The organism is Pontibacillus halophilus JSM 076056 = DSM 19796 (assembly GCF_000425205.1).
Classification (GTDB): Bacteria; Bacillota; Bacilli; order Bacillales; family BH030062; genus Pontibacillus_A; species Pontibacillus_A halophilus.
Map to the genome: position 1 here is coordinate 77,242 of NZ_AULI01000009.1, position 26,655 is coordinate 103,896.

The window sequence follows — 26,655 nt, forward strand, 5'->3', positions numbered from 1 at the left end:
TCTTCATCCTTTCGATTTACGAGTTACGCTACTTATATACCCTCCATACTCCTATGTTATGTAAGCGCCTTGTCGGGAATAGGGCAGGCATACCTTGTTTTTAACGATAACCTATGATAATATTTTTGAAACTAATCGGGGGTGAAGCTATGAGAGAGGTAACATTAGTAGATATTTTTAAGCACCATATAACTCGGAAGTATTTATTTCGATCTGGGGTTCACCATGCAGTAACGGTAGCGGAACATGCTTTGGCTTTAGCGAAAGAAGAACAGGTGAATCTAGATTTGGCTACGAAAGCAGCGCTTCTTCACGATATTGGCCATTATGAATGGTACGTCGATGGGGAGTGGGATTACGATGAGTACCGCAAGAATGATATCCATGCCATTAAGGGAGCGGAACGTGCTCATAAGCTTTTAATCCGTTTAGGAGAAGACCGCACCGTTGCGAAAGAGGTGTCCGTTGCAATCCTTCTTCACACTGACTCGTATCTGCCCTTTACGGTTGATGAGAAGACGACACCACTACAGAAGGTAGTGAAACGTGCGGATGAAATGGATGAACTACCAAAGGGTTTGCATCATTATAAAGAAATGGATTTTGGTGCTGCTATAAAACGACTCCATGTTCTCGACCTTGAGATTGACGCTTATAATGACGTGAGTCAAAGAGAGATGGTATAACATGGTCAACATGAGAGAAAAAAGCACCTCTTACGACAGTGTCTACATTTCTGTTCGAAAGAGGTGCTTTATGATGGAGTTAAGAGAAGAGACTTGCTACATCGCTTTCAGCAGATGGATAGACAAATGTCAGCGCTTTGACCTCTTCTTTCGTCATTCCTTTCTCAATGGCTAGCGTGAACAAATTAATTAAATGTTCACTGTAGCTATTCAAGAGATGCACACCAAGCAGTTTACCTGTCGATTTGTCCGTAAGAACTTTCGAATAGGCAGTGGATTCATTCGTTCGTTTGTACGTAAAGAAGCCAGATAAGTCTTTGGAAAGAACATCGTAATCTGTCCCTAATTTTTTCAATTGTTCTTCTGTTGCGCCTACGGATGCAAGAGGAGGGTACGTAAATACAATGCTTGGAATGTGCGTCGGCAAGGTTGTAGGTTGCGTGCCATAAAGTAGATGCTCAATGGCTCTTGACCCTTCTTGCCCAGCTACTGGAGTCAGTGGTAGCTCATTTGTATAAGCGCAATCTCCTGCTGCATAAATATGATTGAATTCATACGTTTGATAAGTAGAATCGACAACAATACCTTGCTTTGTATAAGAGATTCCAACTTCGTCTAATCCCATGTTCTCAATATTTGGCGTTCTCCCTGCCCCGTGTACCACTAAGTCGGCTTCAAGTGTGATTGGGCGCCCGTCTTTCTTCGCTTCTACCGTGTACATTCCATCATGTTGCTTAATTGATGTTACGTTGGTCTCTGTATGGATGATTATTCCTTTTGCCTCTGAACTTTCTTTAAGCTTTGTCTTTACATCATAATCGAATCCATCAGATAGAATCATAGGACTACGTTCAAATACTACAACCTCAGACCCGGCTGCTCTTGCTAGATGAGCGAATTCCATAGAGATGTAACCACCGCCAATAAACACGATTGAAGGCGGGAGGTCTTCTAATTCGAAGAACTGATCGCTTGTGTATAAGTGCTCTGCTCCATCTATAGGCAACCCAGATGGCTTAGCGCCTGTGGCGATAAAGATGGAATCACCGGTAAGGGTATGAGAACCTGCTTGTACCGTATGAGAATCTTTTAACACCCCTTTGCTATGGTAAGTGTGGATACCTTTCTCTTTATACATATTCTCACGTGATTCTGGAACAGGGTGTGTGAAGGTGTCTTTAAATGTCTTTAAGTCTTTCCAGTTTAGTGTGACTTCACCGTTTATTCCGTGACCTATATTATTCTTCGTTTGTTCGTATAGTTGGCTAATGCCAACCATAACCTTCTTCGGATCACATCCGCGATTTGGACATGTCCCTCCATAGGGTCTCTCATCAATAATTGCTACAGATTTATTTTCATCTGCAGCTGCAACAGCTGCAGAAGTACCAGCTACTCCAGTTCCAATTACAAGTAAATCATAGTGCATGGACATGAGAATCGTTCCTCCTTGTTTTGATTACACTTTGCCTTGTTACCCTCTTCAAAAACGTAGCAAACAGGTTAAAAACATTTGGATTTGTTACAATTTTAGTATTGGTCTTATTACAAATATGAGAAATGAGGGGTTAGGATGGTGGAGAGAAGAACTCCAATTCCAATCGAAGAAGCAATTGAAAGAGTGATGAAGTATCCGTTAGGAGGGGGTGTAGAAGCTGTATCAATTGAGGAGAGTGATGGGAGGGTGCTCGCTAAGCCGTTGCTAGCTACTCATCCTGTTCCTCCATTTCGGAAGTCTCCATACGACGGATTTGCGTTTCGTGCAGAAGACACGAAAGGGGCTTTAGAGAATCATCCTGTAACCTTTCGAATTGTTGAACACGTACCTGCGGGACACGTAAGTACGTATGAATTGGGGCGAGGAGAAGCGGTCCGCATTATGACGGGGGCGAAAATCCCTGATGAAGCCACATGTGTAGCTATGTTTGAGGTGTGTCAGGAGTACGTTCAAGACGAAGAAGAATATGTAAGCATTAAAAGAGAAATGAAAGCAGGTCAGAACGTCATGGAAGCAGGTTCTGAAACAGAAGATGGTCAGGTGTTAGTGGGTGCTGGTAAAGTGATTAATCCTGGAGTGAAAGCTCTATTGGCGACGTTCGGCTACAGCGTTGTTCACGTATATAAAAAGCCTCGGATTGGGGTGTTTGCGACAGGAACAGAGCTCATTGATGTAGACGCGCCGCTTGTAGATGGGAAGATTAGAAATTCAAATGCCTCTATGGTTGTATCTCAAATCAAGCGTGCTGGGGGAGTACCAATCTATTTCGGTTCCTTACGAGATGAGCTACACCAAAGTTATGAATCAATGAAAGTAGCTCTAGAGGAAGTGGATGTGCTCATTACGACTGGGGGTGTATCCGTTGGAGATTTCGATTTGCTTCCAGCTATTTATGAGAAACTTGGGGCTAAGGTTCTCTTCAATAAGGTTGCCATGAGACCTGGCAGTGTTACAACTGTTGCCAGTGTGGATGGGAAGCTACTCTTTGGTTTATCCGGAAACCCTTCCGCTTGTTATGCAGGGTTTGAATTATTTGTACGCCCAATAATAAGGGGAGGACTTGGAACTTCGGCTATTCATCCACCGAAAACGTTAGCCACACTCAAGGGAGACTTTGGAAAGGCGAATCCGTTTACAAGGTTTGTAAGAGGGAAATTAGTACTACAAGAAGGTAGGGTCTTTGCACAACCCGTAGGGATAGACAAATCTGGGGTAGTGACCTCTTTGGCTGAGACAACGATATTAATTAAGCTTCACGGGGGTACAAGAGGCCATCAAGAAGGCGATGTTGTCGATGTGCTTCTCTTGGAGACAGATGAAGGTGACCCACATACATGGACAGCACATTGAACGGTATGTAACAATGGTTAGAAATGGATGAAAAGGGGAGGGGTAGGAATGGGAGGTACACCTATTGTAGACAAGCTCAATCGCCCTCTGAAAGATTTACGGATCTCTGTTATTGACCAATGTAATTTTAGGTGCAGCTATTGTATGCCGAAAGAACTATTTGGAGCGGACCACGTCTTTCTACCAGAAAGCGAACTGCTTTCATTTGATGAGATCACACGGGTTGCTCGCTCTTTCGCATCGCTAGGTGTTGAGAAGATCCGTATTACTGGTGGAGAGCCACTGCTTCGCAAAAACTTACCAGAGCTTATCCAACGTCTTACATATATTGAAGGGATAAGGGACATCGCTTTAACGACAAACGGAATCTTCCTTCCGAAACAAGCTGAAGCATTAAAGGAAGCAGGGCTCAACCGAATTAACCTGAGTCTTGATGCCATAGAGGACCGTGTATTTCGTGAAGTGAACGGACGAGGGGTGAAGATAAGTCCAGTACTGAAAGGGATTGAAGCAGCAAGAAACTCTGGATTAACCGTCAAGGTAAATATGGTCGTGAAAAAGGGGATGAATGAAGACCAACTTCTCCCAATGGCGCGTTATTTTAAAGGGGGCGGGGTTGTATTAAGATTCATTGAGTTCATGGACGTAGGCAATTCAAACGGATGGGATTTAGATCACGTGCTCACAAAGAAACAAATCCTAAATTCGATTCATAATGAAATGCCTCTTGTCCCTGCTGAGCCAAACTATTATGGAGAAGTAGCAGATCGGTACTATTACGAAGATGGCGAAGGGGAAATTGGAATAATTTCATCCGTTACCGACTCGTTCTGTTCCACCTGTACCCGTGCACGCATATCAGCTGATGGAATGCTCTATCATTGTTTGTTCGCAAGTGACGGATATAGCATAAAGAACTTATTAAGGAAAGACGCTCTATCAGACGAGGCGCTTACAGGTGTGATTCGTAAGAAATGGTCACACCGAAACGACCGCTACTCAGACGAAAGAAAAGACGGCGTACCAGCAAAGAAAAAGATTGAAATGTCTTATATAGGAGGCTAAGAACTCAATTCCTTTATCATCTTGACACATAGGGATAAGCAAGTAAAGTAAAGGTATAGGATGTTCAAGGAGGCGGTTGTCGTATGAAGACATTTAAGCTTATTCGATTAAAGGTTATTGAAGAAGGTCAAGAGACGATTGAAGAACAAGAAATAGATCTCATCGATGGTCTTATTATTAATCGAGAAGATGAGCAAAATCGATGGCTGTTAGAAGCTTATGTGAATAAAACGTATGAATCGTTGTTTACAAGCTATAAAGATACGGATGCGAAACTCGTCTTGCAAACAAAGATTACGAAACAAAGCAATAACCCAGCCATGTTTATGGCGACGGTTATTGATGTGAACGAGATTGGGGAAGACATGAATGTCCTCTTCATGGGGACAATGGTAGATTACAAAAAGGAACAAGTCGAACAAATGCTAAAGAAACTAATTGATGAAGGCTATCAAGGAGAAGAGCTGTTTGAGATGTTTCGGATACGTACATCTGAACAGCCCACATAGGCTATGAATGTTAACGAATATTTGCAGCGAATTGGATTGTCTGAACAGCCTGAACTATCACGTAAAGGACTTCAGGAATTGATGGAGGCACATCTTCTCCATGTTCCATTTGAGAATTTAGATGTAGTTCAAGGACAGCCGATCACATTAGATGTGGCTAGATTCTTCGATAAGGTTGTTGAACGAAGACGGGGCGGATTCTGCTACGAGCTAAATGGGTTATTTAACTGGCTGTTACAACAGCTAGGTTTCGATGTTACCTTCATCGCAGCAACCGTAAAGAATAAAGATGGAACCTATACCTTTCCAAATAGTCATGCGGCGAATCTTGTTGTTCTTGACCAACCTTATCTAGTCGACGTTGGATTTGGGGACTCTTTCATCCGCCCACTACCCCTTACCGGGAATGCTCAGTTAGACCCGAGTGGGACGTACCGCGTATCAGAAGAAGAAGGTAAATACTTCTTAGAACGTAAAGAGTCAGCCTGGCGAGTGCAGTATGAATTTGAGGCTTTAGAACGCTTTTTTCCTTTTTTCGATGAGGCGTTACAATTTAATGTAACATCAAGTCAGTCTATCTTCACTCAGGGCGTCATCGCGACCATCCGCCTAAAGAACGGGAGAATCACCATTACAGATCATTCGTATACCGTCTATAAGCGAGGGTCGAAGACGAAATATACCATTTCTCATTCGCAGCAATTAGTTGACTTAATCCATAAGCATATGTCTATCCCTTTATCAGAGCTGGAATGGCTGAAGACCCCTTCTCCACATTAATAGGAGAGGGGGTCACGTATGACGTGCTGCTATAAGAAAATACATAAAAACGAAGAAAAGAAGTAGTCAACCATTCACCTGGCGTGATAACATCTTTAGAGTTAGCGGACGATGAAGGTTCGCCCTATCGCAACAAACCGCATCAGGATGGGTATGCTAGGTATGATAGGACTAAGTACGGTAGGTAAAGGAGCTAAGGTTATGTGGATTCGACATCGAAGCTACCGGTGGCTAAACGCGCTCTCACCGGTTCAACTCATCGTCATTTTTTACGCAAGTGCTGTTCTATTGGCAACGATTCTTATAGGATTGCCGTTATCCCATCAAAGTGGAGTAACACTTTCCTTTATCGATGTCGTCTTTACAGCAGTGAGTGCTGTAAGTGTAACGGGATTAACCGTCGTACCTACCGCAGATACGTTTAGTACGTTCGGAGTATTTGTCATTGCCTTTGTACTTCAATTTGGAGGCATTGGTATTATGGCGATTGGTACATTTATTTGGATTGTATTAGGGAAGAAGATTGGCTTGAGAGAACGACGTCTAATTATGACTGACCAGAATCAGACAACTTTCCAAGGCATGGTGAAGCTGATTAAGCAGATTCTAGCACTTATTCTTACGATTGAATTAATTGGTTTTCTTGTCTTAGGGACGTATTTCCTTCAATATTATGATTCTTGGCAACAAGCGTACTTCCAAGGTTTCTTCGCCTCAATTAGTGCGACAACAAATGGTGGATTTGATATTACGGGGCAGTCACTAATCCCCTTTAAAGATGATTACTTTGTTCAATTCATTCATATGGTCCTCATCATGTTCGGGGCAATAGGGTTTCCGGTACTCATTGAAGTGCGCGAATATCTGTTTGCGAAGACAGAAGAACGTCGTTTTATGCGATTTTCCTTATTTACAAAGGTTACAACATTAACGTTCTTCCTGCTTGTCATATTTGGCACGGTCGTTATTGCCTTGTTAGAATTTCAATATTTCTTCGCTGATAAGAAATGGCATGAAATTCTGTTTTATTCCTTGTTCCAATCCATTACCACAAGGAGTGGTGGGTTATCCACGATGGATGTAAGTCAATTCACTGAGCAAACCGAACTTGTCATGTCTGCCCTCATGTTTATCGGTGCATCACCGAGTAGTGTCGGGGGCGGTATCCGGACCACGTCGTTTGCCCTCGTTATTATCTTTGTACTTACGTTTGCCAGAGGCCAGCAACGCATTCATATCTTTGGTCGTGAAGTACATAATGACGATCTAAATAAGGCTGTCGTTGTCACAATCATGGCGGTCATTACCGTGTCGACTTCTGTGATCTTACTCACCATTACAGAGTCTTTCCCGCTGACAGAGATTATCTTTGAAGTGACTTCTGCCTTCGGAACGGTGGGCTTGTCTCTAGGTATTACACCAGACCTGTCGACAATTGGGAAAGTCACCATAATCATTCTCATGTTCATCGGTAGGATTGGAATCCTGTCTTTCTTGTTTACCTTTAAGAAAGAGAAGAAAGGGAACTATCATTACCCGACGGAACGAATTATTATTGGATAATACAAACAAGCCTGCCTCAAAATGAGGCAGGCTTTTGATTTGTTAGCAGTAAAATGCAGCACCAACGATAATAAGAAGGATAAATAGTACGACGATTAGCGCAAAGCCTCCGCCGTAACCGTAGCCACCTTGATATCCGCCATAACAGCAACCGTGTCCGTAACCATAACCCATTCATATCACCTCCATTTTCATTACACTCTCACTATATGAAGGCAGAGGCATTTCTGTATGGACGAACGCCTAGTGTTAGAAATAAGTTAGGCGATAGGGGGTGGGCAATGATGGAACGTTACTTGTTCGTCTTCTGGTCCGTACCATGCCACTAACAGGGACGGCTCTTCTATGATCTGGCCGCTCTCTTCAAATGTATCAACACGAAAGGCGATAGGATGAATGCATGCATGCTTGAAGAACTGTCGCTTACTGGTTTGTGTACGGGGGAGTGTGTTCCATACAAACTCATAATAACTGTCTTCGTCCGGCTTTCTTTGATGCAACGATTGTCTTGGCTTTTGTTTAAAGTGGCTGTAGTAATCAAGATGCATTAAGCCTTCTACTATGCGAATGTCAAGACCAGGTACGGTGGACAAGAATGAAGATAGTCGCTTGTACAAATCATTTAACTGGTGTCCAATCCGATCAAAGCCTTGGTCATGCCAGTACAAACCAAATTGTTGGAAGAAGTCGAAAGGACTCTTGAAGACTTCGTCTACTAGATAGCCAATTGTCCGGTCCATAAAGTGCTTATTCCAATATTTCTCCAAGATATCTTCAACTTGCTTAATGGCTAGTACATCCTGAAAGGAAAGTACATGGTTAGAAAGCATTTCATAGGGCGCATGGTCCATATATTGATAGCTAAACTGTGCTGCATCTCTTCTTAAACCAGTTCCCCGAAGCATCTTCAGAAATCCTAATTGCAATTCGTCTGGACGTAACCCAAATACTTCATTAAACGTTTCACGAAAGGAAGCGTAGTCTTCTTGAGGCAACCCCGCAATAAGGTCTACGTGTTGGACAACTTTCCCTCCATCTCGCACGTTGTCAATGGTTCGTTTCAGCTTGATGAAATTCTGCCTTCTTTGTATTAATTCGTTCGTTTCTTCATTCGTTGATTGTACGCCAATCTCAAAGCGGAATAATCCAGGTGGAGCGTGTGTATTGATGAAGTCAATAACTTCAGGTCTCATAATATCCCCGGTTACCTCAAACTGAAATACCGTACCTGGCAGGTGATTCTTAATAAGAAATTGAAACATTTCTAATGCGTAGGAACGGTTAATATTAAAGGTGCGATCTAAGAATTTGAACGTTCTTGCCCCTTCACTCATCAAATAGGTTATCTCTTCTTTCATGTAATCAATATCAAAGTACCGAACGCCAACCTCAATAGAAGAAAGGCAGAACTGACAGGTGTAAGGGCAACCTCTGCTTGTTTCAATGTAGGCAATCCGTTTGCAAAGCTCATCCTTGTCTTCCTCAAAACGATAAGGAGAAGAAAGGGATTGGAGCTTTACTTTAGGAGCGGGGACAGTTGAGCGAATGTGTTCACCTTGCCGATAGGTAATTCCTTTCACATCTTGTAGGGGAGTACCCTTCTCAACAGTTGATAACAATGTTTTAAACACGTCCTCCCCTTCTCCGCGAACAATAACGTCTACATCCGGAAGGCGTTCCATCCATAGGTCCGCATCATACGTCACTTCAGGACCTCCTAAGACGATTAAGGTGTTCGGGAGCACTTTGCGGAGAATCGAGAGGATAGGAATGGTCTCTTCGATATTCCATATATAGCAGCTAAATCCAATGACCTCAGGCTCCTCTTTGTATAATTCCCCTGCAATGGTCATTGGTTCATCATGGATGGTGAACTCTTTCATTGTTACATGGTGGTCAGGGAGAGCGGCGGATTTTAAATACCGCAGCGCTAAGCTCTTATGAATGTACTTTGCATTTAAGGTTGTAACAGTAGCCTTCATCATTTAGCCATTCCTTTCTTTATTGAACTCTAGCCTCATCGTTGCCGAAACAGCCTGGTATCAGACGTTTTGAAACAATTAAGCAAGGTGAGGATTCAACATTTAACAAATGTTATACAATAAAAGTACAAAATACGTTTAAATTAGGTTGAGAAAGTGAATTAGAGTAGGGAATTGCACTTATTATGATACCTGTGTATAATAAATGTACAACGAATGTATAACGATGTGGTGGTGAACGATTGTGAAAAAAGTTGCAGTGATTGGTGCAGGTCCAGGTGGACTTGCTTCTGCCATGTTATTGGCTGCTAAAGGATATAACGTACAAGTATTTGAAAAACAATCGGTAGTAGGTGGACGCAATGCTGAATTAACACTTGGAGACTATCATTTTGATGTAGGTCCAACTTTCTTCAGCATGCCTCATATTCTAGAAGAGTTGTTCGAAGCATCTGGACGTAACATGCACGATTATTTGGATCTTGTGGAAATTGAACCAATGTATGACTTGTTTTTTGAAAGTAATAGATTGCGAATGTCACGTGATCCAGAAGAGCTTAATAAGCAAATTAGCCAGTTATATCCAGGGAATGAAGATGGGTACACTCGCTTTATGAATGATACGAGAAAACGGATGAGCGCTCTTATGCCAATGTTGCAAAATCGTCACCATCGTTTAATCGATTATGTTCGACCACGTACTTTAAAGGCCTTGCCTCATCTGGCGCTTGGCAAATCACTCTATGATGTCTTGTCTGACTACTTTAACGATGAAGAGTTGAAACTTGCTTTCACTTTCCAGTCCAAATATTTAGGAATGTCTCCATGGGAATGTCCCGGAGCTTTCTCAATACTAAGCTTTATGGAACATGAGTATGGCGTATTCCATCCAATTGGTGGTGTGAATCAAATCTCTCAATCTATGGCTAAAGTGATTAAAGAGCATGGCGGGCAAATTCACCTTAATCGTGGAGTTAAGAAATTGAATTTAGATGGTAAAACGGTCAAAGGTGTTGTACTTGAAGATGGTGAAGTCGTTGATGCAGATGATGTGATCGTGAATGCTGATTTCGCACATGCCATGGAACACCTAGTAGAAGAGCCGGTTCTTAAGAAGTATTCCAAGGAAAATATGAAGAAGAAGAAGTATTCTTGCTCAACCTTTATGCTCTATCTTGGGGTGAATAAAGAAATCGATTTGCCTCACCATTCTATCATTTTCTCAAAAGACTATAAACAAAATGTGGAAGAGATTACAGGGAGTCTTGAACTGTCTGAAGACCCTTCCATCTATGTTCACAATGCTAGTGTTACAGATTCCACACTTGCACCTGCTGGGAAGTCTGCTCTTTATCTCCTAGCACCTGTACCAAATAATTTCTCAGAAATCGACTGGCCTCAGAATCAAGAAGCGTTTCGTAACTTGATTTTGTCCATCGTACGTGAGCGTACTGGGATTGATCTTAAGGATGAGGATATCGAAGTAGAACAAATCTTAACCCCGAAGCAGTGGCAGGAAGATTATTCTGTCTATGAAGGGGCTACGTTTAACTTGGGCCATCAGCTCTCACAAATGATGTACTTCCGACCGCACAATCGCTTTAATGAATTAGCGAATTGTTGGATTGTAGGAGGCGGAACTCATCCAGGTAGTGGCCTGCCAACCATTCTTGAATCTGCCAGAATTACAGCAGATTGGCTTTCTGAAACGGAGGTGAAACAAGCATGAGTAATCATTTAACCATTGTTGGAGGAGGCGTTGGTGGCCTTGTTACAGCGCTTCTTCACAGTCAACGAACCGATGACACGATTACAGTAATTGAAAAGGGCTCTACCATGGGAGGCCGCCTTTCTTTCGTGAAAGAGGGATCTTATCAAATTGATGGGGGACCTACGATTGTACTCCTTCCAGACATGTTGCTCTCTATTCTAGAAGAAGGCGGGATTTCTAGAGAGAGGCTCGACCTCATTTCTTGCGACCCGTTGTACACACTCGATTTCCACGACGGAACAGAAGTTACGAAATACAAAAATCTCGAAACCCAAAGACAAGAAATCGAGAAATTATTCCCAGGTGAAGGAGAAGGGTTCCTGCGATTTATGAAAGATATGAAATGGCGTTTCTCCTTAGGTCAGGAGCACATCCTAAGTCGCTCGTTCGTCGATAAGAAGCAATTCTTCAAACCGAATAATTTACGAACGTTAGTGAAACTGAAAGCCTTCCTCCGTGTGAAGCAAATGCTTAAAACCTATTTCAAGAGTGAGTATCTACAAGATATGTATGCACTTCAAACATTGTATATTGGCGGGCATCCTTCTGGTTCTCCTGCGATTTATTCTCTTGTTTCTTATAGTGAGCACGAACATGGGATATGGTATCTAAAAGGAGGCTATGCTAGTCTTGTTCCTATTCTTACAGAAGAGTTAGAGAGGCGTGGTGTAGAACTTCGGACAGATTGTGAAGTGTCAGACGTAAAGACAGATGAGGGACGTGCAACTGAGATTAAAGTAAATGATAGATGGGAAGCGGTGGACCAGCTTGTGTTGAACGGAGACTTTCCTGTAATGGATGAATTGTTCCAACAGAAAGAACAGCTAAGTCGCTCTTATACACCATCTTCAGGTTGTCTACTTCTTTATATGGGGCTTGACCAAATTTATGACCAGCCTTCCATACATCGGTTCTTTATGAGCAAGAATTTCGATAAGAATATGCACGAAGTCTTTCAGTCAAAGGTTGTCCCGAGTGATCCTTCATTTTATACCTTTCATCCTTCCATCATTGACGATACGCTAGCACCAGAAGGAGAGGGTGTCCTTTATACACTTGTTCCAGTCCCGTCTGGAGACCATATTGACTGGGAGAATGAAACTGAGTTTGTTGAGCGAATTCTAGATGAATTGGAAGCGAGGGGTTACCCAGACCTTCGGAAGCACATTCAATGGATGAAAGTGAAGACACCTAATGAAGCGAAGCGAGAAGGTCTATTCGATGGAGGAAGCTTTGGTATTGCTCCGACCTTGTTCCAATCCGGCGTGTTTCGCCCTCAACTGAAGCCTTATCCGCTTGAGAATGTTTTCGCAGTAGGGGCTTCGATTCACCCAGGCGGCGGTGTTCCAATTGTTATGCAAGGGGCTAAGTTACTAGCGGATTATCTTCATAACGAGAATTATGCTATACTACAACAAAAGTGAGGTGTTCACTCTTGTACTCGGTTAAAGAGGCATATGATTACTGTCGTCAAATTATAGAAAAACACTCGAAAACATTCTCAAAGGCATTTGGACTGCTACCACCTAAGCAAAAACGGGCTGTTTGGGCCATCTATGCCTATTGCCGAAGAGTTGATGACATCGTGGATGAGGGAGAAAATCCTAGAGAAGAGCTTGCTGTGTTCCAACGAGAGTTTGAACTCTTTCTAGACGGAGGTCATCCTAGCGAAGACCCTATGTGGGTGGCACTTCGTGATACATTCCAACGTTTCCCTATGGATCCTGCTCCATTTCATGAAATGATCGAAGGGCAACGATTGGACATTGATGGACATTATGTCGAGACTGAGGATGACTTGTACGATTATTGTTATTTAGTTGCAAGTACCGTTGGATTAATGCTTCTTCCAGTCATTGCTCCAGGGAAAGAGGATCAGTTGCGGGAAGGAGCCATTCATCTTGGGATAGGCATGCAGCTTACAAATATTTTGAGAGATGTCGGAGAGGATTTAGAACGGGAACGCATTTATCTTCCTCGGACGTTGCTTGACTCTTGTGGGTACACGTACCCTGAACTGTATGCACATCACCGAACCGATGCATTTATTGCGCTATGGGAGTACTTAGGTAAACAAGCTGAGACAAGTTATGACCGTGCGATGGAGACAATTGGTGAGTATCCTGTGTACTCAAGACCCGCTGTGAAAGGGGCTGCACAGCTATACCGTGCCATAATAACAACGATTCGAAATAACGAGTATCAAGTGTTTGAAGAACGGAATTTCGTGAGTGATGAAGATAAGAAGCAGCTATTACAAGAATTAAATATGATGAAGGCGTAGCTCTTTAGAGCTACGCCTTTTTGTCTTCGTTCTTTATAACTTCGGCAATGTTTTTCCCGCTTAATACAACCATTGGGGACCCTCCACCTGGGTGGGTGCTTCCCCCTACAAAGTATAGGTTTGAGAGGTCCTGTGACACATTAAAGGGTCTTAAGAACGCATCTATCCTTCGTTCTGAAGCAGGTCCATAGATTGAGCCGCGATAAGCACCGAATTGCTCGTAGAGGTCTTTCGGGGTGAAGACTGTTTCTTCTACAAGCGAAGAACGTATGTGCAATCCATGCCTTTCCAGAATGTCATAGATTCGGTTCTTATAACGCTCGGGGTCTTCCATCATTTGTCCATCTTTCGTTAATGCGGGAGCATTCACGAGGATGAAAAGATTATCTCCATCTGGTGAGACGGACGGGTCAGATTTAGAAGATGTACAAATATAGATTGTCGGGTCTTCTGCGTAGTCTCCTTGTTGAAGCTGTTTAAACTCTTTCTCATAATTTGAGGAGAAGTAAAGCTGATGATGGGCTAGAGTTGAGAAACGCTTATTTACCCCAGCCAATATCACGAATCCAGAGATAGATGGTTGATAGCTGTTTGCCTTCTTGTTGGAGAATCGAGGTCGATGCTCTTCCTTAACAAGCTTTGGGAACAAGTGGAGCAAATCGCCATTTAGGATAACACGGTCCACTTCGATCATTCGTCCATCTTCTGTCTCTACCCCTTTGGCGATTCCTTCCTGGACAGGAACATGGGTAATCTGTGTATTAGGATAAAGCTTGACCCCAAGAGATGTTGCTAGCTCTTCAAATTGTTTGGCGATTTGAGTGTTTCCCCCTCGTACGTAATACACACCTTGTATGAGTTCTAAATAGGCAATCATGGCGAATGTGGCAGGTGCGACGTAGGGACTCGAACCAATGTATGTTGCGTATCGGTTAAGCGCTTGAAGAACTTTAGGATTCTCAAAGTATAAGTTAAAGAATTCGTTCATGGTTTGGAACGGGCGCACGCGAAAGAAAGCATTTGACAACGAAGGAGACAAATAATCAGTCCAAGACCGAAATGTACGATTTAAGAAGTGCTTTGTAGATTGCTCGTATAACCGTCCTATTTCTTTCAAGAAGGAAGGGTAATGGCGTGCGCCCTTCGGGTCAATCTTAAGTAATTGTTGCACCATTCGTCTAGGATCACTAGACAAATCAAAGGACACCCCGTCATTGAACACATTTCGCGTGTGACTTTCAAGTTTCTCAAAGTGAAGGGTGTGTTCATATGTCTCTCCCCCTTGACGGAGAACATCTTTAAATACATCGGGCATGGTAATGGTGTTCGGTCCGAAGTCAAAATGATAAGTACCGAGTTGAACCGGCATCATTTTCCCACCAAAATGCGCGTTCTTCTCGAAGATAGAAACATCGTAGCCTGCCTTCGCTAAATAAATGGCAGCAGAAAGACCTCCAAGACCTCCCCCTACGATTGCTACAGATTTCATGTGTACATTCTTCCTTTCCATGAGTACGATTGTCCACGGATAGCTTTGTACATCGAAGTGGCTAGTACAGCTATCAATAGACTGGCGCTGATTGGCACAGCCCATGCGAAGCTGCCATGTGTGCCTGTTTTTCGATCGACTATCCATTTCTGTAGAACAGTGAGTAGATAGGGTATGACATATAACGGTTGGAATGTCACTATCCCATAGATAGCGAGAGGGAAAGGGAACAGATAAACAAAGGCGTAATAGCCACTTAACAGAATGGCTAACACTTTGGACTGTCCAATTCCGACATAGATATTCTTTGTGAATCCTTCCCACAAACTCCTCATCGACGTATACATATGGCAGGTGACAAGGGATGAAATGTTCAGAAGTTTCATTGTCCAACCGTACTCTTTCATCCTTCTTGCAAGGTGAACATCTTCGAGTAATGAGTTCTTAACCGATTCGTGCCCACCGATTGCAACATACGCATTCTTTCTAAAGAACATAAATTGCCCGCATGCAGCTGTAAAGGCAGCATGGTTCGTTCGGTTCGCTATAAACATCGGTAAGTGAGCCCAAACCACGAAATGTTGCATAGGAACGAGTAATTGTACACCTTTATGAATAAGTGGATAGTTCGGAAATCCACTTAGCAGGTCGATTCTTTCGGCTTCCATGTGAGCAAGTGTGTATTGTATGGTCTCGGGATGCAAGCGAACATCTGCATCAATAAAGAGAAAGAATTCTCCTTTGGCAAGACGACTAAGTTGATGACATGCATATACCTTGCCGTTCCAGCCATCTGGCAATGGCGACCCTTGGATAATTGTGAAAGCTTTATTATCTTGTATGGATGATTGCAATCGTTCTGCAGTGCGATCTGTAGAACCATCATCAAGAAGGATAACCTCAACATTTGGATAAGATAATTCCTTTAAATTCTTGATAAGAGCTAGAACGTTGTCTTCTTCATTACGAAGCGGAATTAGAATAGAAACGAGTGGCTGTGCTGTGGTTGGAGTAAGCGATGTTACTTCACGAAGAAATACAGCATTCACCCATAGCCACAAGAGCCCTATACAAAGGATAATCAGAAGCATTATGAGTAATAAGAACATAGCACACTCCTTCTTATAGTAGTTGTTGGAAATGTTGGGTATCCCCATTGACCACTTGTTGTTTTAAGTCGTCAAGCACCGATGTATGAATGTCTTCAAGCTTTGTTGTTCTTTCCCTTCTAGACATATGAACAAAGTTTGAGAATGGAATCCCAGTTCCAATTGAAATATAAACATTCGGTTTTCTTGTGCCTTGGAATGTATAATAGAGAGCAATGGGAACAACTGTCCCATTGCTTACCTTATCCATGACATAACTCGCGCCATTCTGAAAGCGAAGAGGGCGAATCTCGAGTGCCTGCTCTTCGCCTTGAGGAAACATCCAAACGGCTTGTTCATGCTGAAGCCGTTCTTCTGCATAGTGTAGTGAGGCGAGAATATCTCTTCGACTCGCTTGGTTGACAGAAAAGGCGCCAAGTCGACGAAAGAACGGAAACGATTGGACACCTTCCTCACTCATCATGGCATAAGCATCGCTTCTAATACAGGTCCGATTGAGCAAGAAAATGACAAGAGGGTCCCACCACGTACTGTGATTGACTAGAAATAGACTTCTAGCCCTACTGAGAGGGGGTTCTCCCGTGACATAAATATGTTGAAAGTGCCGCTTTAGAAAGAATGAGTTAAATTTATGAAACACCCATTCAAACAAAGGGCTTTTATTGGCTGGTATCATGAATCTGCTTCATCCTTACATAGAGTAATAATGGCATACCAAGTACAACGATAGTTAGGAGTGCTGCCAAATAAAGGCCGCCAAATAAAGCTAACCAAATAAACATAATTGCCGTCCCCATAAACACAACGATGATTCGGTTATCCCACTGTGAAGTCGCGGTGTGTGTAAGAAGTGGCAAGGCGAATAGTTGGAATACTACGGCTAAGAAGAACCATCCAGTAAAATTCGAGAGTGGAATATCATAATAGATTCCTGACTCCTCCCAAATCCAGTACTCCTTGATTTGATAGGCAACTGGGTCTAGGATTAGATCAATACCGACTGCCATGAACCCGCCTAATAATAGAAACACGATATAGCGGAAATGAGTTGGCATCCTTTTTGTCAACTGCTTACTAACGACATGGGCGCCGCCCATTACCATCACCCAAGCAAAACCTATAGTAATGGGGACCCCCCCAATGGTTAACCCAAAGTCTTCTGTATAGTAGTAATCTCCAAACCAAATTTCATAAGTTGTCCCAACATGCTCAACGATCATACTGACAAGAAACACGACAGAGCTGTAGAAGAATCCTTTCCATTTATATGTATGGGTGAAGTAAATAAATCCAATTATACCTGCTAATATAAGGAAGACAGCATTGGACCATTCAAGCTGCTTTGGGATTAAATCAAATGTAAGTAGGATAAACCCACAACCATACCATACGAGAAACACGCGATAAATCCAAATCATAAGAGTTGACTCCTTTCCTTCAATTAATATCATTGTATAACGTTTCGACCTATTTGTTGAATCATTGTGTGCTGTCGCCCATACAAAGGAATGTCGTTTGGAAATTACGATATGTTATGATGGAAGTACTAAATAGAATGACGAAAGCTATTTGATTTGTGATGTAGAGGGAGAGACGAAGATGAAAATCTACCCAACCCATTTGACTCTCTTGCAACTTCCTACAGTTAAACAATTTGCAAGAGCCATAAGTGATAGTGTGTTTATAATGAAGGTGGCTTTTCATGATGAGGGCCCTTATTTTATATACGAATATGTTAATCAAGAAGGTTTAGAGCGTTCCAGACTAACCCAATCGTGCTTCGGTAAGCCGATGGAAGAAGTGCTTATTAAAGGTGATGTGTCCTATATTAGACACCATTATGAACAAGCACTAGAAGAAAAGCGAGCTGTAGAATACAGCGACATTATTGTTGGAAGTAACGGGAAATTAGAAGCTCGAACAGAGTTAATTCCAGTGTTTAAAGGTGAAGACGTAACTCATGTTGTTGCGTTCACAAAAGTATTCGCTAGGCAACAAAATGTGCTTAACAGGCAAACGGACCGCTTGTTTTATTCCTTTATGGATAATGCTGAAGAAGCCTTTGTGATCTTCGACCTCGACCAACGAATCCTTACTGTAAATCCCGCTTTTTATGAGATGTTAGGATACGACAAGAATGAAATTATAAAGCAGAAATTGAGTTCACTTCAAGGCCATGAAGGGGATTCAATCAATGAATACTTTCTTCTGTTAAGAGAGGGTGAGAATATCCCCCGATATTCAACAACATGGTATTCGAAAGCTGGACAGCCCATTTATGTATCGATTGCCTTTACGAGCATCCTTGATGACGAAGGGATACCAGCGGGGGCAGTCGCCATTATTCAGAATCTTACAGAAGAGAAGCGAACGAGAGATGCATTTACAGCAACTGAACAGTTGTACGAATTAATTGCGACTCACACGCAAGATTTAGTTGAATTAATCCAGCCAGATGGAACAATGACCTATGTGTCGCCTTCTCATGAAGCTGTTCTCGGGTATAAACCAGAAGAGATGGCTGGAGACTCCATCGTAAATTATGTTCATCCTGAAGACATGAGAGCTATTCGAGCTAAATTCTCTAATCCAACCTCATCAATTGAAAATGAAACGTTTGAATACAGAATCCATACAAAGACAGAAGGCTACTTGTGGGCTGAAGCCAATATTAAGCTCGTTCGAGACGAGGGAGGGAGCCTACACCACTTTGTCTCGTCTTCAAGAGATATTACGAAGCGGAAAGACGCAGAAGAACAATTGAAGGTGTTAGCTTATACGGATGAATTGACTGGGCTGACGAACCGTCGTGTGTTCAAGAATATACTTAAGAAAGCGGTCGCACGCGTTAAACGACAACCAATTTCTAAGATCGGTTTGTTGTATCTCGATGGTGATCACTTCAAAGGAATCAACGATGCCTATGGACATCTTATAGGAGATCAGCTGCTAACCAAACTAGCAAATCGCCTAACAAGTGTTGTTAGAGAGGAAGACCTGGTTTCGAGGATAGGGGGAGATGAATTTGCGATTCTTCTCGCTACGATTGAGTCCCCACATGAAGCAATTAAAGTAGCTGACCGAATTCTAGAAGCGATGAAGACCCCCTTTGAAATTGGAGATGTACGACTTACTTTCTCTTTCAGTATAGGAATTAGTGTGTTTCCAGATGAAGCTAATAATGCTGAAGAGTTACTTGATCGAGCAGACCGGTCCCTTTATGCCGCGAAAGCACAAGGAAAAAATGAATATGTGTACTCCTCATGGCTAGATTCATAAGCGATGAGGTTTTTTCATACGGTAGACTGAATAGGAGGGGATCTAAATGAAATGGCTTGAGTATCGACGATTGCTGGATGGTCATCCCCCTGAACAATGTGTACCTCAATTAAAGGATAAAGCACTCTTGTTTCAAATGGGGAAGGGGGAAAGGTATTCATTGCCGATTCCAGAAGCGCCGCCAATAGGGGAGGCTTGGCTGCAATTTGTTCATCTATCCTCCGCACTTTCGGGTCTATCAGTATCGGCTCATTACGGTGACCGTTTCATAAAGGGTCTTACTTATGAAACCCATTCAACACCTCTCTTACTATGTGCTCCAATGGACGTACCCTTCACAATTATTCAAGATGAGGATGGTACGGAGGTACTGACATGCAAACCTTATACCGTGCCAGCCACATCTTGGAACGTCATTGTTGTTGGCGAGGACTTACTTTCCGTTCGTCTCTCCTTTACGTGAACCAAAGGTTAAGGCTCATGATGATGACGGCAATGACGATGACAACTTTGATTACGCCTTCTCCTTTTTGGATGGCGGCTTTAGCAGCAAGTGCAGCTCCAAGACTATTTCCGACTGCGAGAGTAAGGCCATATCCCCAGTGCACTTGACCTTTCACAATGAAAATAGCAAGAGAGAATGAGATATAGATGGTTACGATTAGAACCTTTAAACTATTAATCTTAACAAGGTCTATGGAAGAGGTGAAGCGGAGCAAGGAAACAATGATAAAGCCTACGCCTGCCTGTATGAATCCACCATACAAACCAATTAGAATAAAGGCCAGAGCCATTAAGACCTTCTTCGTCATCGTCATAGGAGCCGGTGAATGACCGTTCTTCGGTTTAATAAATAATGTTCCTAAGATGACAACCATCACAATAGACAATATTCGATTAAACCAACTTTCTGGGATTTCCACTGCTAGTAAGGAGCCAATAATGGTGCCAATCGTAGCTGGAATGCCGTAAAGCCACCCTTGTTTCCAAAGGAGAAGTCCTTTCTTATGAAAGGACCGAAGTGCTACGAGATTTTGAACCACGATGGCTACTCGATTGGTTCCGTTAGCAAGTGCAGCTGGAAGGCCAAGAAAGATAAGTAAGGGGAGTGTTAATAAAGACCCACCCCCAGCTAAAATGTTCATAAATCCTGCCCCCATTCCTACAATAAGAATGAGTAAAAGCGTCGTTACGTCCAAAGGTTATTCACTCCCTGAAAGTTCTCTTGATCGATGGCATGTTTTATTTTTGATCGGCTGACATGAGTTTTAGTTGCCCATTTTCTGCTTTAACGTGGAACGATGTAGTCCCGTTATACCTCGCTTGTTTCCCATCCTTTGTTAAAGTCTGATTCGTCTTAACGATGACGCGTACTTCTTGTTCTGTCATGAAGTTTACATCCATAGATTGAATCGAAATCTCTGTTATCGTAGCAAAGTGGTTACGAAAATCCTCATAGCTTACTTCTTCTTGCCAATCGGAACTTAACAGGCGATAGGCGCTCTCATAGTCTCGTAGTGACAAACTTTGATAGAAGAATTGGATAAGAGAACGAGCGTCCTTAGCCATCTGTTTCGTTGATGGGGGATCTGTTTCACTTAAGCGATCGTACACAAGTTGTTTGTCTGCTGCTTCGCTCGTCCACGTCACAGCATCGTCAAGAACATTCGAAATGGGGATGCTAAATCCAATTGATGTTCCTTCAGACCTAGCAGAATTTATACCAATCACTTCACCAGTGTCACGCTGGATTAACGGACCTCCGCTATTTCCTTCACTAATAGGCGCAGAGATTTGATATACATTCTCGTATGAGTAGCTACCAATTGAGAAGTTTCGCTCTTTTCCTGATATAATTCCAGTTGTAACTGTGTTTTGAAAGCCGTGCGGGGAACCGATTGCAATAATCTCGTCCCCAACTTCTCCAATTTGGTCTTTCGATAGTTCCATTGGCACGCGGTTTGCCAGTTGAGGTACTCGTATGACCGCCACGTCGACTTCCTGATTCATTCCTAATACCGCAGCTGGATAAGTCTTCGTATCAGCCGTCTTTACATATATAGTGCTCGCATCCTTGATGACATGGGCATTCGTAATAATATCGCCTTTCCCGTTATATAGAAACCCACTGCCTATTTTCTCCGTAGTATCGTCTTCTGCTTCAATTTGGACAACCGTCTGCTGAGCACGGTAAATGAGAGATTTTAAATCCGTAGCAGGAGAGGACGAATTCTCGGAAACCTTCTCACCAATGGAAGAGGTGGCTTCAATTGTATCGTTGGTCGTATGGTCGAATAGGAGATAAGCACTTGCACCGCCTAATGCGACTATGAAACTAGCTAAAAGAACAGGTAATAAGGTATTCCTCTTCATCTGTACGATCATCCTCTCGTTGTCTAGCTACTATGCCAATATACTTCCATAAGAGAAAGTGAGTGCTCATGATGTAAATCGTGATGGATGTAGGTGAACGTTCCGGTTTCACCTGGCTGTAATTCAGCTGGGGTTGCGTATACACTCTGGGTCGATTCTGTTTCACCTTCTAAGACATATTGGATGCCAATTCTAGAAAGAGGAACGGTTGCTTCATTCTTAAAGGTGACGGTCACGCGGACATGCCCGTCTGGATTAATTGTGGCTTCCTTCTTCGTGATCTGAATAGGTGAGCTATTCTCATCTTCCTTTAAACTCGAACGTTTTGGATTGTTATTTCCAATTTCGTAAGCGATTTGTTCCTCCGTCACGATTTGCTGAAGGTTCTTGAGTCTTGAGCTCTCTGGTGTGTAGTACAAGGCATCTTCGACTAATTCTTGCGCTTCTATGTATTCCCGTTGTATCAAATGGTCGTTTGCTCGGGTATAGACGAACTGGATGATTCGTTCACGAATGGTTTCTTCGACATCATTACTGTCAAAGCCAGGTATTTGTTCTGCTTGAGCTAATAGCACCTTTAACTCCTGAATAGATGGCTCTTTATCAAGCTTAGCCTGGATGGACTGAATGGCGATTTGGTTTCTAGTGGACACGATATCCGTCACGACTCTGTCAACCAATTTCCCGGTAAAGAGACTGACTTGTTTCTCTGCCTTGTCAACTGATGCGAAGGCATCTTGAAAGTCGCCATTAGTTGTATGTTCCTCTGCCTGGTTGAGGTGTAAGTAAGCTTGTGATACAGCATTGATGAGCTGTTTGTTTAGTTTTGCAGCTGGGAATGTAGATGTAGACATGGCATTATGAAATTTCTCTCCTGCTTGTTGGTAATCTCCTTCTAACGCAAGGGACTCCCCATCTTGAAAGGCTTGTAGAGCAGCACTCTTAGCATAGGATCCGTAACTATATGTACTAATAATGGCTACTATTGCTACGGTGAAGGCTAGTAGAGGAGCTTTCCACCACTTTGTTGTTTCATGTAATCGTTGGCCAAGGTCTGTAGGTAAAGTTTCTCCACATGCTATGCAATACTTCTCGTTCTTGTAGCTAATGTGTGTGCCGCAGTAGGGACAATAAGCCATCCCATCACCCACTTTCTTTGAAAAAGGATACTAGTAGTGTATCATAAATAGAAACAGGGACTCACCAATAAATGTAATTCTATCTCTTAGAGAAGCTAGTGTTAGACGGAGAGAATTTGGTACAATAAGAGTGCATTTGTACATAGTAGGGGGTGTATGGACAAATGGAGATGATCTTATTTGGGGTTTGTTGTGTGGTTCTAGTCGCGAATGTCGTACTTTGCTTCACTGACCACGCCAAGTCGAAAACAAAAAGAGCATAACGAGAAAGGGCAGTCACGTATAGGTGACTGCCCTTTTTACTGTTATCGCTTATAGAAGCAATTCTACGACGAACACTAGGTGTAGAAATGTTAGCAGATAATTAGACCCCTTTTCCTTTCGCTATGACGATTATAGGAGTGAAAGGAGGGAGAGAACATGGCAAATGAATTACTCACAAGTTCAAATTTAAAGCTTGTATTTGAAAGCGGGTTAGACGAGAAGGGCAACATGACCTTTAAAACCAAGTCATTTGGCAATATCAAGACTGATGTAACAGCTGATCAGTTGATGTCTGTCGCACAATCGTTAGCTTCTTTACAGCAGCTAACTTTGTCATCAGTGAAACGGACAGATGTATCTGATGTACTCGAGAACGAATAATCTTGAAGGAGGCGTAGGACCCCATGCAAAAGAGGCTAGAGTTAAAATTCTTAACAGCGGACAACAAAACCGCAACGTTTACGCTAGATCAGCCAATAGAACCCATTGATGTAAGTAAACTACAGACGGTTATGGATGAAATCGTCGCTCAGAACATCTTCATGACTTCATCTGGCGACTTTGTTGGAAAGAAAGAAGCAAGACTTGTGCAAAATGAAATAACTGAATTTGAACTGTAATGATAAACGAAGGGCGTAGAGGGGGCTACTCTCTACGCCCTTTCTATGATTAGGAGGGGTTAATGTGGAACAATGGATGTCATGGATTCCTGAGATTGGCTTTCCTGTAGCGGTGACATTTTATTTATTACACCGTGTCGAGACAAAGCTTGATCAACTTTCAGAATGCATATTCACATTAGCAGAGCAATTACGATGATACCATGGCTACTCTGGTCTAATGAGTAGATGTAGGCTGACGGGGAGGTTCTCGTCAGCCTTGTTTATTTGAGTAAATGTGCATGAGATTCTACGCGGATTGGTACGCTCTCTACAATAAAAAAAGCTTGTAAAGAAACTCTTATTCTTTACAAGCGTAAGTTATGTTAGTTCGTTTTACTTACCTCATTGAATGGGTAAATCACAAATTCTGATTTCCCAATTATCTCTTCCTGTTCTATAAAGCCAAGGCCATTCCGACTATCTTTCGAAATAGAACGGTTATCACCCATAACGAAATACTGTCCCTCTGGTACAGTCACTTCACTATAGTCAGCTGTATCTTGAATAGCTGATTCCTCTAAGTAGGCTTGAGTTTGGCGTTCCCCATTTACATATAGTTCATGTCCGTTTACTTTTACTTTATCTCCAGGGAGTCCGATTACACGCTTAACGTAGTTTTTCGTTGGACGTTCAATAATGACAATGTCTCCTCGTTCTGGAGTGTCCCACAGATAAACGAACTTATTATACATTACCCGTTCACCGTCTTCTAATGTTGGGTCCATACTTTTACCTTCAACAATGGATGTTGCAAAGATGAAATTACGGATTAAAAAAGCTAGGACAAGTGCAAAGAGGATCGCTTTTCCCCAGTCGAGTATCTCTTTCTTAGCGCTTTTGCTCAAGATCGCTCTCCCTTTCTCGTGCTATGAAATAAAAGCTGCCTTCATTCTATCATAAGGTGCAATTATCCTTCAGCAGTTCTTTAGATGTGTTTACGAGCGTATTGCTTCAACGTGTTGACTAACCGTTTCTTCCATTCATCGTCTGGATCTAGATGAATCCCTACGTATTTTGTTCGTCCCATCTCTTTCGTCCACATCGTCGTGCCTCTGACTTCAAATGTTTCTTCCATTAGCGTAAATGTTAGGAAGAGGGGGGTGTTGTTACTTAATTCAACTGCTGTAGGCAGTTCCATTCTTGCTCCTGTCTGACTAAGGTCGTGAATTGCTACAGTATATGTCTCTTTCTTCTCTTCCTGTTCAACTTCAATCGAGCTCTCGATTGGAGAGCCGAATGTATAGCGAAATGGCTCGTTTCGTTTATAGAACATTCTAATCAACTCCGTAGTTGTATTTACATACTACTAGAATACCAGTTTTAACCTTAGTTGAATAGTTTAGGAGATATGCTTGTCAAATGATCCTGGAGAAGGGGAGAGTGGTTTAAATGTATGAAACACATAGTCATATATTTCTTGTTCCACTGTCTTCCCTTGCTTTAACAGCCCTTGATTGCCGAATAAGACGTTGAACTCGAGGACATATGGTTTTCCTTCAACATATAAGACGTCGAATCCTGCATGGTTAATGTTTAACTCATCTACAATGAATTGTACGAGTGTGAGTAAATCCCTTGGTACAGAATCAAAGCTAACTGTACCGCCTTTTGCTATATTATGATGGAACGCATTGTGCTCCGATACTTTCCAGTAACTACTAAAGACTTTGCCTCCAACAACGCATACACGTGCCTCTCGATCACATTCAATGTACTCTTGCACATACAGAATGTCACCGATGTTCTCTGTATAAGTGAAGAAATCTTTCTCATTCTTGATTAGGAATACGCCGTCTCCCATTGAACTCCGATTTTCTTTCATAACAAATGGGAAAGGGAACGTATCAAGAATCATGCGTCGATTCCCTTCTGTATTTGCCTTGATTTCAGTATAGGGGAGCATACTTGGAATAATAGCTTGTAAGGCTCGGGTCATGTCAATTTTATTATGTCCGAGGATAATTGACTCGTAGCTTGGATACAATTTCTTTCGCAACCCATGACTAATGATAGGGAGTTGCCATCTTTCAGGGAATAATACACCATCTGCTTGCTTAATTCGTTCTAACTCTAGTAACGTACGATCAGGCTTAATATAAGACACCCCAGGAACTCCAAGGGTGCGGAAAGGCTGAAATGTAATGAGGTTCATTGATGCACTTCCATTTCCTTCAAATTCTATTCAAGAAAATTATAATCATTTCCGATAAAAAGACAAGATAAAACTTTGAAAATAAATGTCGATTCTATGAAAGGTTATGGAATTTTTGTCTAAGTTTAGGGAATTTGTTTACAATTTTAGTTGGATTTGGCATAATGAATTACGATTCATGATGAGAGATATGGAGGAGACAGTAGTCATGATAAGAGAGAGAAGTATCTCGGTTCATCCACATTTAGAAGAACAAATAAAACAAAAAAGAGAAGAAATGATTGCGGTTGCTATGAAAGAAGGCATTCACAGCATGAATACTTTACATATTAGTCAGGATTTAGACCAGCTCTTGAATGAGCAGCAATGGATGCGGAATCAGGTTATCACTCTAAAATGACAATCGGTTGCACAAGGATTGCTTGTACCCAAAAGGGCATATTTGTGATAAAATATTACACAAATATCCAAGATGTTTGGGAGGAGGCCCTGCTGTGGCTAATCATTTAGCACATACGACACCTAAACAGGTTCGTGATCGGATTGAGCGATTACGTAGAGAGATGATTCAAATTGCGACAGTTAAAGGGTTAACGAGTATGGAATCATTGGCGATTAGCAAAGAGCTAGATGATTTGTTAAATCTTTATGAGTATATGAAAACAGACCGTATAGATTACTAATATAAATTATGTGAATG

The 26,655-nt window shown here is 42.2% G+C and carries 28 protein-coding genes and 1 pseudogene; 16 read left to right on the forward strand and 13 right to left on the reverse strand.

Going from position 1 to position 26,655, the window contains the following annotated elements; translation table 11 throughout:
- The first annotated feature begins 149 nt into the window (after positions 1 to 149).
- On the forward strand, positions 150 to 686 hold the full coding sequence (locus H513_RS0110285) for an HD domain-containing protein (protein ID WP_026800671.1): 537 nt from the start codon (positions 150 to 152) through the stop codon (positions 684 to 686).
- 79 nt (positions 687 to 765) lie between these two features.
- Here H513_RS0110285 and H513_RS0110290 read toward each other — a convergent pair whose 3' ends face one another.
- Positions 766 to 2,121 carry a dihydrolipoyl dehydrogenase family protein gene (locus H513_RS0110290; protein ID WP_026800672.1) on the reverse strand — a complete coding sequence of 452 codons (1,356 nt, stop codon included), beginning with the start codon at positions 2,119 to 2,121 and terminating at the stop codon, positions 766 to 768.
- Positions 2,122 to 2,259: 138 nt separating this feature from the next.
- Between H513_RS0110290 and H513_RS0110295 the strand changes: the two genes are divergently transcribed.
- The 5 genes from H513_RS0110295 to H513_RS0110315 all read left to right on the forward strand — a co-directional run bounded on the left by H513_RS0110295 (position 2,260) and on the right by H513_RS0110315 (position 7,451).
- Positions 2,260 to 3,534, forward strand: coding sequence for a molybdopterin molybdotransferase MoeA (locus H513_RS0110295; RefSeq protein WP_026800673.1), 1,275 nt, complete (start codon positions 2,260 to 2,262; stop codon positions 3,532 to 3,534).
- Positions 3,535 to 3,582: 48 nt separating this feature from the next.
- Positions 3,583 to 4,599, forward strand: a complete 1,017-nt coding sequence (gene moaA / locus H513_RS0110300; RefSeq protein ID WP_026800674.1) for a GTP 3',8-cyclase MoaA — start codon at positions 3,583 to 3,585, stop codon at positions 4,597 to 4,599.
- A gap of 83 nt (positions 4,600 to 4,682) precedes the next feature.
- Entirely contained in the window at positions 4,683 to 5,108 is a 426-nt protein-coding gene (locus H513_RS0110305) for a YwpF family protein (protein WP_026800675.1), read from the forward strand.
- Positions 5,109 to 5,111: 3 nt separating this feature from the next.
- Positions 5,112 to 5,888, forward strand: coding sequence for an arylamine N-acetyltransferase family protein (locus H513_RS20040; protein ID WP_051239878.1), 777 nt, complete (start codon positions 5,112 to 5,114; stop codon positions 5,886 to 5,888).
- 201 nt (positions 5,889 to 6,089) lie between these two features.
- The gene (locus H513_RS0110315) at positions 6,090 to 7,451 is read left to right on the forward strand and encodes a TrkH family potassium uptake protein (RefSeq protein ID WP_026800676.1); all 1,362 of its coding nucleotides are present in this window, start codon (positions 6,090 to 6,092) and stop codon (positions 7,449 to 7,451) included.
- 42 nt (positions 7,452 to 7,493) lie between these two features.
- On the opposite strand, the pseudogene H513_RS22090 reads toward H513_RS0110315, so the two are convergent.
- Together H513_RS22090 and H513_RS20045 are read right to left on the reverse strand one after the other, a co-directional pair.
- Positions 7,494 to 7,571: pseudogene (locus tag H513_RS22090) on the reverse strand (YjcZ family sporulation protein); the annotation flags it as partial.
- Between the two features lie 140 nt (positions 7,572 to 7,711).
- Positions 7,712 to 9,433: a B12-binding domain-containing radical SAM protein gene (locus tag H513_RS20045; RefSeq protein WP_051239898.1), complete on the reverse strand. Its 1,722-nt coding sequence runs from the start codon at positions 9,431 to 9,433 to the stop codon at positions 7,712 to 7,714.
- A 241-nt stretch (positions 9,434 to 9,674) separates the two neighbouring features.
- Here H513_RS20045 and H513_RS20050 point away from each other — a divergent pair, with 241 nt between their 5' ends.
- From H513_RS20050 to H513_RS0110340, 3 genes are read left to right on the forward strand one after another with little or no spacing between them, the layout of a single operon-like run.
- On the forward strand, positions 9,675 to 11,162 hold the full coding sequence (locus H513_RS20050) for a phytoene desaturase family protein (RefSeq protein ID WP_036769948.1): 1,488 nt from the start codon (positions 9,675 to 9,677) through the stop codon (positions 11,160 to 11,162).
- Positions 11,159 to 12,628, forward strand: coding sequence for a phytoene desaturase family protein (locus H513_RS0110335; RefSeq protein WP_026800677.1), 1,470 nt, complete (start codon positions 11,159 to 11,161; stop codon positions 12,626 to 12,628). Before H513_RS20050 ends, H513_RS0110335 begins: the two co-directional genes overlap by 4 nt.
- A gap of 11 nt (positions 12,629 to 12,639) precedes the next feature.
- Positions 12,640 to 13,488 (forward strand): phytoene/squalene synthase family protein, encoded by an 849-nt coding sequence (locus H513_RS0110340; RefSeq protein ID WP_026800678.1) that lies wholly within the window; start codon positions 12,640 to 12,642, stop codon positions 13,486 to 13,488.
- A gap of 10 nt (positions 13,489 to 13,498) precedes the next feature.
- Here H513_RS0110340 and H513_RS0110345 read toward each other — a convergent pair whose 3' ends face one another.
- The 4 genes from H513_RS0110345 to H513_RS0110360 are packed head-to-tail and all read right to left on the reverse strand — an operon-like array spanning position 13,499 to position 17,504.
- Entirely contained in the window at positions 13,499 to 14,977 is a 1,479-nt protein-coding gene (locus tag H513_RS0110345; RefSeq protein ID WP_026800679.1) for a phytoene desaturase family protein, read from the reverse strand.
- A complete protein-coding gene (locus H513_RS0110350) occupies positions 14,974 to 16,068 on the reverse strand; it encodes a glycosyltransferase family 2 protein (protein WP_161625299.1) in 1,095 nt (364 codons plus the stop codon). The genes H513_RS0110345 and H513_RS0110350 overlap by 4 nt, the downstream gene beginning before the upstream one ends.
- A 31-nt stretch (positions 16,069 to 16,099) precedes the next feature.
- Positions 16,100 to 16,762, reverse strand: a complete 663-nt coding sequence (locus H513_RS0110355) for a lysophospholipid acyltransferase family protein (RefSeq protein ID WP_026800681.1) — start codon at positions 16,760 to 16,762, stop codon at positions 16,100 to 16,102.
- Entirely contained in the window at positions 16,746 to 17,504 is a 759-nt protein-coding gene (locus H513_RS0110360; protein WP_051239880.1) for a carotenoid biosynthesis protein, read from the reverse strand. The genes H513_RS0110355 and H513_RS0110360 overlap by 17 nt, the downstream gene beginning before the upstream one ends.
- 181 nt (positions 17,505 to 17,685) lie before the next feature.
- On the opposite strand from H513_RS0110360, the gene H513_RS0110365 reads away from it, so the two are divergent.
- Both H513_RS0110365 and H513_RS0110370 read left to right on the forward strand, forming a co-directional pair.
- The gene (locus tag H513_RS0110365) at positions 17,686 to 19,365 is read left to right on the forward strand and encodes a diguanylate cyclase domain-containing protein (protein ID WP_026800683.1); all 1,680 of its coding nucleotides are present in this window, start codon (positions 17,686 to 17,688) and stop codon (positions 19,363 to 19,365) included.
- 46 nt (positions 19,366 to 19,411) lie between these two features.
- Entirely contained in the window at positions 19,412 to 19,828 is a 417-nt protein-coding gene (locus H513_RS0110370) for a hypothetical protein (RefSeq protein ID WP_026800684.1), read from the forward strand.
- Here the strand turns inward: H513_RS0110370 and H513_RS0110375 are convergent.
- The 3 genes from H513_RS0110375 to H513_RS0110385 are packed head-to-tail and all read right to left on the reverse strand — an operon-like array spanning position 19,821 to position 22,877.
- Positions 19,821 to 20,564 carry a sulfite exporter TauE/SafE family protein gene (locus H513_RS0110375; protein ID WP_026800685.1) on the reverse strand — a complete coding sequence of 248 codons (744 nt, stop codon included), beginning with the start codon at positions 20,562 to 20,564 and terminating at the stop codon, positions 19,821 to 19,823. The two genes, H513_RS0110370 and H513_RS0110375, sit on opposite strands and share 8 nt — an antisense overlap.
- A gap of 43 nt (positions 20,565 to 20,607) precedes the next feature.
- Entirely contained in the window at positions 20,608 to 21,738 is a 1,131-nt protein-coding gene (locus tag H513_RS0110380; RefSeq protein WP_051239883.1) for a S1C family serine protease, read from the reverse strand.
- A gap of 23 nt (positions 21,739 to 21,761) precedes the next feature.
- The gene (locus H513_RS0110385; RefSeq protein WP_026800687.1) at positions 21,762 to 22,877 is read right to left on the reverse strand and encodes a hypothetical protein; all 1,116 of its coding nucleotides are present in this window, start codon (positions 22,875 to 22,877) and stop codon (positions 21,762 to 21,764) included.
- A gap of 420 nt (positions 22,878 to 23,297) precedes the next feature.
- Between H513_RS0110385 and H513_RS0110390 the strand changes: the two genes are divergently transcribed.
- From H513_RS0110390 to H513_RS0110400, 3 genes are all read left to right on the forward strand, one after another.
- Complete coding sequence (locus H513_RS0110390; RefSeq protein WP_026800688.1) at positions 23,298 to 23,522, forward strand: DUF1659 domain-containing protein; 225 nt, start codon at positions 23,298 to 23,300, stop codon at positions 23,520 to 23,522.
- Positions 23,523 to 23,545: 23 nt separating this feature from the next.
- Positions 23,546 to 23,761 (forward strand): DUF2922 domain-containing protein, encoded by a 216-nt coding sequence (locus tag H513_RS0110395; protein WP_026800689.1) that lies wholly within the window; start codon positions 23,546 to 23,548, stop codon positions 23,759 to 23,761.
- Positions 23,762 to 23,825: 64 nt separating this feature from the next.
- Positions 23,826 to 23,960 carry a YvrJ family protein gene (locus H513_RS0110400; RefSeq protein WP_026800690.1) on the forward strand — a complete coding sequence of 45 codons (135 nt, stop codon included), beginning with the start codon at positions 23,826 to 23,828 and terminating at the stop codon, positions 23,958 to 23,960.
- Between the two features lie 166 nt (positions 23,961 to 24,126).
- Here H513_RS0110400 and lepB read toward each other — a convergent pair whose 3' ends face one another.
- The 3 genes from lepB to H513_RS0110415 all read right to left on the reverse strand — a co-directional run bounded on the left by lepB (position 24,127) and on the right by H513_RS0110415 (position 25,955).
- Positions 24,127 to 24,648, reverse strand: coding sequence for a signal peptidase I (gene lepB, locus H513_RS0110405; protein WP_026800691.1), 522 nt, complete (start codon positions 24,646 to 24,648; stop codon positions 24,127 to 24,129).
- Positions 24,649 to 24,728: 80 nt separating this feature from the next.
- Complete coding sequence (locus H513_RS0110410; RefSeq protein WP_026800692.1) at positions 24,729 to 25,076, reverse strand: PilZ domain-containing protein; 348 nt, start codon at positions 25,074 to 25,076, stop codon at positions 24,729 to 24,731.
- Positions 25,077 to 25,142: 66 nt separating this feature from the next.
- Entirely contained in the window at positions 25,143 to 25,955 is an 813-nt protein-coding gene (locus H513_RS0110415) for an ATP-grasp domain-containing protein (RefSeq protein ID WP_026800693.1), read from the reverse strand.
- A 208-nt stretch (positions 25,956 to 26,163) separates the two neighbouring features.
- On the opposite strand from H513_RS0110415, the gene H513_RS0110420 reads away from it, so the two are divergent.
- Positions 26,164 to 26,355 (forward strand): aspartyl-phosphate phosphatase Spo0E family protein, encoded by a 192-nt coding sequence (locus tag H513_RS0110420; protein ID WP_036769941.1) that lies wholly within the window; start codon positions 26,164 to 26,166, stop codon positions 26,353 to 26,355.
- Positions 26,356 to 26,449: 94 nt separating this feature from the next.
- Positions 26,450 to 26,638: an aspartyl-phosphate phosphatase Spo0E family protein gene (locus H513_RS21605; RefSeq protein ID WP_036769939.1), complete on the forward strand. Its 189-nt coding sequence runs from the start codon at positions 26,450 to 26,452 to the stop codon at positions 26,636 to 26,638.
- Positions 26,639 to 26,655 lie beyond the last annotated feature (17 nt).

What these genes read in the sequence shown, in the direction of transcription:
- H513_RS20045 (WP_051239898.1), bottom strand. Translation starts at nt 9,433, where the DNA reads ATGAAGGCTACTGTTACAACCTTAAATGCAAAGTACATTCATAAGAGC.
- H513_RS0110410 (WP_026800692.1), bottom strand. Translation starts at nt 25,076, where the DNA reads ATGTTCTATAAACGAAACGAGCCATTTCGCTATACATTCGGCTCTCCA.
- H513_RS0110370 (WP_026800684.1), top strand. Translation starts at nt 19,412, where the DNA reads ATGAAATGGCTTGAGTATCGACGATTGCTGGATGGTCATCCCCCTGAA.
- moaA (WP_026800674.1), top strand. Translation starts at nt 3,583, where the DNA reads ATGGGAGGTACACCTATTGTAGACAAGCTCAATCGCCCTCTGAAAGAT.
- H513_RS0110365 (WP_026800683.1), top strand. Translation starts at nt 17,686, where the DNA reads ATGAAAATCTACCCAACCCATTTGACTCTCTTGCAACTTCCTACAGTT.
- H513_RS0110305 (WP_026800675.1), top strand. Translation starts at nt 4,683, where the DNA reads ATGAAGACATTTAAGCTTATTCGATTAAAGGTTATTGAAGAAGGTCAA.
- H513_RS0110395 (WP_026800689.1), top strand. Translation starts at nt 23,546, where the DNA reads ATGCAAAAGAGGCTAGAGTTAAAATTCTTAACAGCGGACAACAAAACC.
- H513_RS0110315 (WP_026800676.1), top strand. Translation starts at nt 6,090, where the DNA reads ATGTGGATTCGACATCGAAGCTACCGGTGGCTAAACGCGCTCTCACCG.
- H513_RS0110290 (WP_026800672.1), bottom strand. Translation starts at nt 2,121, where the DNA reads ATGTCCATGCACTATGATTTACTTGTAATTGGAACTGGAGTAGCTGGT.
- H513_RS0110385 (WP_026800687.1), bottom strand. Translation starts at nt 22,877, where the DNA reads ATGGCTTATTGTCCCTACTGCGGCACACACATTAGCTACAAGAACGAG.
- H513_RS0110335 (WP_026800677.1), top strand. Translation starts at nt 11,159, where the DNA reads ATGAGTAATCATTTAACCATTGTTGGAGGAGGCGTTGGTGGCCTTGTT.
- H513_RS0110380 (WP_051239883.1), bottom strand. Translation starts at nt 21,738, where the DNA reads ATGAAGAGGAATACCTTATTACCTGTTCTTTTAGCTAGTTTCATAGTC.
- H513_RS0110350 (WP_161625299.1), bottom strand. Translation starts at nt 16,068, where the DNA reads ATGCTTCTGATTATCCTTTGTATAGGGCTCTTGTGGCTATGGGTGAAT.
- H513_RS0110295 (WP_026800673.1), top strand. Translation starts at nt 2,260, where the DNA reads ATGGTGGAGAGAAGAACTCCAATTCCAATCGAAGAAGCAATTGAAAGA.
- H513_RS0110285 (WP_026800671.1), top strand. Translation starts at nt 150, where the DNA reads ATGAGAGAGGTAACATTAGTAGATATTTTTAAGCACCATATAACTCGG.
- H513_RS0110360 (WP_051239880.1), bottom strand. Translation starts at nt 17,504, where the DNA reads ATGATTTGGATTTATCGCGTGTTTCTCGTATGGTATGGTTGTGGGTTT.
- H513_RS0110415 (WP_026800693.1), bottom strand. Translation starts at nt 25,955, where the DNA reads ATGAACCTCATTACATTTCAGCCTTTCCGCACCCTTGGAGTTCCTGGG.
- H513_RS0110390 (WP_026800688.1), top strand. Translation starts at nt 23,298, where the DNA reads ATGGCAAATGAATTACTCACAAGTTCAAATTTAAAGCTTGTATTTGAA.
- H513_RS20040 (WP_051239878.1), top strand. Translation starts at nt 5,112, where the DNA reads ATGAATGTTAACGAATATTTGCAGCGAATTGGATTGTCTGAACAGCCT.
- H513_RS0110345 (WP_026800679.1), bottom strand. Translation starts at nt 14,977, where the DNA reads ATGAAATCTGTAGCAATCGTAGGGGGAGGTCTTGGAGGTCTTTCTGCT.
- H513_RS0110355 (WP_026800681.1), bottom strand. Translation starts at nt 16,762, where the DNA reads ATGATACCAGCCAATAAAAGCCCTTTGTTTGAATGGGTGTTTCATAAA.
- H513_RS0110420 (WP_036769941.1), top strand. Translation starts at nt 26,164, where the DNA reads ATGATAAGAGAGAGAAGTATCTCGGTTCATCCACATTTAGAAGAACAA.